Here is a 4,894-nt window from a genome sequence, read left to right as displayed (position 1 = left end):
GCACCGCTCACCACCACAGGCGGGGGCAAGAGAAACACAGCGCCCCGCGCGTGCGGGCGGCCCCCCCCGCCGCCCCCCCGCAACCCGCAGACGCCGTGCCCGCGCCGCCCGCCCGGCCGGCCGACGGCGCCGGGCGCGGGCTGCTCGGCCTGCGCGAGCGCGTCGCCGTGTACGGCGGCGACCTCGACGCCCGGCGCCGGCTCGGCGGCGGCTACCGGGTCCGCGCCCGCATCCCGCTGGACCGGCCGTGACCGGGGCCAAGGTGCAGCGGGGGCCGGAGCAGCAGCCGGAGCGGGAGCGCCGCCCCCGGGTGGTGATCGCCGACGACCAGGAACTCGTCCGCACCGGCTTCCGGATGATCCTCACCGCGCGCGGCATCGACGTGGTCGCCGAGGCCGCCGACGGCGCCGAGGCGGTGGCGGCCGCCGTCGCGCACCGGCCGGACGTCGCGCTGCTGGACATCCGGATGCCCGGCATGGACGGCCTGGAAGCCGCCCGCCGGATCCTCGCCCGGGCGCCCGGCTGCCGGGTGATCATGCTGACCACCTTCGACCTCGACCACTACGTCTACGCCGCCCTCGCCGCCGGGGCCAGCGGCTTCCTGCTCAAGGACGTCACCTCCGCCCATCTCGCCGCCGCCGTGCGCCTGGTGGACACCGGGGACGCCCTGCTCGCCCCCTCGATCACCCGGCGGCTGGTCGAACGCTTCGCGGCCGGCGCCCCGCGCCCCGCCCCCGGCGCCGACGGCCCGCCGCTGCACCGCAACCTCGCCCCGCTCACCCCGCGCGAGGCGGAGGTGCTGGCGCTGCTCGGACGCGGGCTGTCCAACAGCGAGTTGGCGGTGGAACTGACACTCAGCGAGTCGACGGTGAAGACGCACGTCGCCCGGATCTTCGCCAAGCTCGACCTGCGCGACCGGGCCCAGGCGGTCGTCCTCGCGTACGAGACCGGGCTGGTCTCACCCGGAGGCGGTGCCAGCTGACATTCATTCAACTCCCTTGATTCGCATGACAATCATCTATCTAACTCGTTAGAGCTAACTCCCGGTCCGATTCACATTTTTGCCAGTTCATGGGGGAACATCTCTCTGTCCGCGCCCGAACGAGAAATGACCGTTCGGGCGGCATTTTCAAGACATTTGGACAGGCCCGTGACTACCTCCGCCCCCGTGTGGGACTGCCCCTTCAACCACACCGACGGCCTGGAGTTCGACCCGCTCCTCAAGCGGCTGCTCACCGAGGCCCCGATCGCCAGGATCCGGCTGCCGCACGGCGAGGGCGAGGCCTGGCTCGCCACCCGCTACGAGGACGTCCGGATCGTCACCACCGACCGGCGGTTCAGCCGCGCCGCCGGCATCGGGCGCGACCTGCCCCGGATGACGCCCGCCCCGATCGCCCAGGCCGAGGCGATCAACCTGATGGACCCGCCGGGCCACAACCGGCTGCGCCGCCTCGTCGCCCAGGGCTTCACCAACCGCCAGGTCGAGCGGATGCGCCCGGCCACCCAGCGGATCGTCGACAGCTACCTCGACGAGATGGCCGAACACGGCTCCCCCGCCGACCTGGTGCACTTCCTCTCCAGCCGGCTCCCGCTCACCACCATCTGCGAGCTGCTGGACATCCCCGAGCAGGACCGCGCCGAACTGCGCGGCCACGCCGTCGCCATGATGACGATGGGCCCCGGCAGCCGGGCCGGCCAGGAAGCCGCCAAGGCCGCGCTGCGCGGCTACTTCACCGAGCTGACCGCCGCCCGCCGCGCCCACCCCGGCGAGGACCTGATCAGCGCCCTCGCCACCGCCCGCGACGGCGACGAACTGCTGGACGACCAGGAGCTGGCCGTCATGGCGATGGTCCTGCTGGTCACCGGCCACGACACCAGCACCTACCAGCTCAGCAACATCACCTACACCCTGCTCACCCACCCCGAACAGCTCGCCAAGCTGCGCGCCCAGCCCGACCTGCTGCCGCGCGGGCTGGAGGAGCTGCTGCGCTTCATCCCGTTCCGCCAGGGCGTCGGCATCGCCCGGGTCGCCACCGAGGACGTCGAGCTGGGCGGCGTGCTGATCCGGGCCGGCGAGGCCGTCCACGTCTCCTACCTCGCCGCCAACCGCGACCCGGCGATGTACGAGCGCCCCGACGAACTCGACCTCGACCGCGGCGCCCCCACCCACATGGCCTTCGGCCACGGCCAGCACCACTGCCCCGGCGCGCACCTGGCCCGGATGGAGCTCCAGGTCGCCATCGGCACCCTGCTGCGGCGCTTCCCCGGCCTGCGGCTCGCCGTCCCGCCGTCCGAACTCGACTGGCACACCGGGTCGATCTGGCGCTACCCCCGCACCCTGCCGCTCGCCTGGTGACCTCCTCCCCGCGCCACCGGCTCCGCCACGGAGCACCGCGCGGCGCCCGTCCGACGCATCCGTAGGCCGCCTGCCCGGGCCGCTCACCAGCCCGCCCGGCCAGGCCACCCAGGGGAGACCCGCACCATGGCAACACTCTGCCGCCCGGCCATCGCCGTACCCGAGAACGTCATCACCCTCGACCAGACCCTCGACCTCGCCCGCAGCCTGCACGCCGGCCACCCCCAACTCGGCCTCGCCCTGCGGCTGATCGAGAACACCGGGGTGCGGACCAGGCACCTGGTCCAGCCGATCGAGCAGACCCTCACCCACCCGGGCTTCACCGCGCGCAACGAGGTCTACGAGCGGGAGGCCAAGCTCCGCGTCCCCGAGGTGGTCGAACGGGCCCTGGGGCACGCCGAGTTGGGCGCCCGGGACATCGACCTGATCATCTACGTGTCCTGCACCGGCTTCATGATGCCGTCGCTGACCGCCTGGCTGATCAACGCCCTGGGCTTCCGCTCCGACACCCGCCAGATGCCGATCGCCCAGCTCGGCTGCGCGGCCGGCGGCGCCGCCGTCAACCGCGCGCACGACTTCTGCCGCGCCTACCCGGGCGCCAACGTGCTGATCGTGTCCTGCGAGTTCTGCTCGCTCTGCTACCAGCCGACCGACCTCGGCGTCGGCTCACTGCTCTCCAACGGCCTGTTCGGGGACGCCGTCGCCGCCGTGGTGATGCGCGGACACGGCGGCACCGGCGTGCACGTCGAGCGCAACGGCTCGCACCTCGTCCCGGACACCGAGAACTGGATCTCCTACGGGGTCAAGGACACCGGCTTCCACTTCCAGCTGGACAAGCGGGTGCCCGGCACCATGGAGATGCTCGCCCCGGCGCTGCGCGGCCTGGCCGTCGAACACGGCTGGGACGTCTCCGGGTTGGGCTTCTACATCGTGCACGCCGGCGGCCCGCGCATCCTCGACGACCTCTGCCACTTCCTCAACCTGGAGCCGGCCACCTTCCGGTACAGCCGCGCGACGCTGACCGAGCGCGGCAACATCGCCAGCGCCGTCGTCTTCGACGCGCTCGCCCGGCTGTTCGCCGACGGCGGCGTGGCCGACGGCACCACCGGCCTGATCGCCGGTTTCGGGCCCGGCATCACCGCCGAGATCTCGCTGGGGAGTTGGGTCGGCGAGCCGGTCGAGGCCGCCCGCCGACGGCCGCGGGCCATCTCCACCTCGGACATCACACTCGTCCATCCGAGCGCCCCCCGGCGTTTCCCGGCCGGCACTACGATCACCGAATGACTGACACCACGCACCAGGCGGACACCGACGACAGATCCGCCGAACTCGCCACCCTCTTCCCCGCGTTGCACGCCCCGCAGTACTGGACCTGGGGCCGGTACGACGCGCTGTTCTCCACCGTGCTGCCGCCGGACGAGCTGGTGACCAACATCCACCTGGTGGGCTTCGCGGACGACAAGGTGGTCCTCTGCCGGGACGACCGGGACCACTGGTTCCTGCCCGGCGGCACCCGGGAGCAGGACGAGAGCATCGCCACCTGCCTGGCGCGCGAGCTGCGCGAGGAGGCCGGCGCCCGGCTGCTCGGCGAGCCGGACTGGCTCGGCGCGCACCGCTGCCGCACCGAGGACCCGACGCCGTACCGGCCGTGGCAGCCGCACCCGGAGAAGGCGTGGCTGTGGGGCTGGGCGGAGGTCGCGGTGGACTCGGCGCCGACCAACCCGGCGGACGGCGAGCAGGTGGTCGAGGTACGGGCGGTGCCGGCGGGCGAGGCGCAGCGGCTGCTGCTGGCCGGGCACGACGCCTGGTGGGGCGAGCTGATCGGGCTGGCCGTGGAGCTGCGGCGGCGGGCCGGGCGGGGCTGATCCCCCGCCCCTCCGAGCCCCCCGCTCCGAGCCCCCTCTCCGAGATATTCCCGCTGGGCCGGAAGACCACTGGAACGGCCGAACAACAGAGAGCATTGTCCGTTTTACGGTGATATGACTCGGCCATGGACACCAACATGCTGGCCGTGGACTACCCGGTGCTCAACATCTTCTGGACGATGCTGGAGCTGTTCCTCTGGATCCTCTGGTTCTTCCTGCTGTTCAAGATCATCACGGACATCTTCCGCAGCCACGACCTGGGCGGCTGGGCCAAAGCCGGCTGGCTGCTCCTGGTGATCGTGCTGCCGCTGATCGGTGTGCTGGCCTACGTGATCGCCCGCGGGAAGTCGATGAGCGAGCGGGACGCCGCCCAGGTCCGGCAGAGCGAGGCCGCCGTCAAGGCCTACATCCGGGAGGCGGCCGGAACCGGCGCCCCCGGGGGCGGCGGCAGCCACGTCGACGACCTGGCGAGACTGGCGGACCTGAAGGAGAAGGGCGCCATCTCCGAGGAGGAGTACCAGAAGGCCAAGGACAAGCTCCTGGCCTGACCCGATCCGACCCGCACGGCGGCCGGGGCCCCGGCGCGCGGCCCACGCCCCCCCCCCCCCCCCCCGCCCGGCCCCCCCACCCCGCCCCCGCCCCCCCCCCCCCCCCCCCCCCCCCCCCCCCCCCC

Annotated in this window: 6 protein-coding genes; all 6 read left to right on the top strand. The window is 73.0% G+C overall.

Going from position 1 to position 4,894, the window contains the following annotated elements:
• Positions 1 to 95 precede the first annotated feature (95 nt).
• Positions 96 to 251 carry a hypothetical protein gene (locus ACFV61_RS34460; RefSeq protein ID WP_380496034.1) on the top strand — a complete coding sequence of 52 codons (156 nt, stop codon included), beginning with the start codon at positions 96 to 98 and terminating at the stop codon, positions 249 to 251.
• The gene (locus tag ACFV61_RS34455; RefSeq protein WP_380496032.1) at positions 248 to 982 is read left to right on the top strand and encodes a response regulator; all 735 of its coding nucleotides are present in this window, start codon (positions 248 to 250) and stop codon (positions 980 to 982) included. The genes ACFV61_RS34460 and ACFV61_RS34455 overlap by 4 nt, the downstream gene beginning before the upstream one ends.
• Before the next feature lie 168 nt (positions 983 to 1,150).
• On the top strand, positions 1,151 to 2,356 hold the full coding sequence (locus ACFV61_RS34450; RefSeq protein ID WP_380496030.1) for a cytochrome P450: 1,206 nt from the start codon (positions 1,151 to 1,153) through the stop codon (positions 2,354 to 2,356).
• Between the two features lie 126 nt (positions 2,357 to 2,482).
• Entirely contained in the window at positions 2,483 to 3,640 is a 1,158-nt protein-coding gene (locus ACFV61_RS34445; protein WP_363371132.1) for a type III polyketide synthase, read from the top strand.
• Positions 3,637 to 4,221, top strand: coding sequence for an NUDIX hydrolase (locus tag ACFV61_RS34440; protein ID WP_380345128.1), 585 nt, complete (start codon positions 3,637 to 3,639; stop codon positions 4,219 to 4,221). The genes ACFV61_RS34445 and ACFV61_RS34440 overlap by 4 nt, the downstream gene beginning before the upstream one ends.
• 125 nt (positions 4,222 to 4,346) lie before the next feature.
• Positions 4,347 to 4,769 carry an SHOCT domain-containing protein gene (locus tag ACFV61_RS34435; protein ID WP_380345130.1) on the top strand — a complete coding sequence of 141 codons (423 nt, stop codon included), beginning with the start codon at positions 4,347 to 4,349 and terminating at the stop codon, positions 4,767 to 4,769.
• The last annotated feature ends 125 nt before the right edge of the window (positions 4,770 to 4,894 follow it).

It is taken from the genome of Kitasatospora sp. NPDC059817, from assembly GCF_042731835.1.
GTDB lineage: Bacteria > Actinomycetota > Actinomycetes > Streptomycetales > Streptomycetaceae > Kitasatospora.
The sequence above is the reverse complement of the archived record's forward strand: the minus strand, read 5'-3'. Positions and strand labels throughout refer to the sequence as shown.

What these genes read in the sequence shown, in the direction of transcription:
- ACFV61_RS34440 (WP_380345128.1), top strand. Translation starts at nt 3,637, where the DNA reads ATGACTGACACCACGCACCAGGCGGACACCGACGACAGATCCGCCGAA.
- ACFV61_RS34435 (WP_380345130.1), top strand. Translation starts at nt 4,347, where the DNA reads ATGGACACCAACATGCTGGCCGTGGACTACCCGGTGCTCAACATCTTC.
- ACFV61_RS34445 (WP_363371132.1), top strand. Translation starts at nt 2,483, where the DNA reads ATGGCAACACTCTGCCGCCCGGCCATCGCCGTACCCGAGAACGTCATC.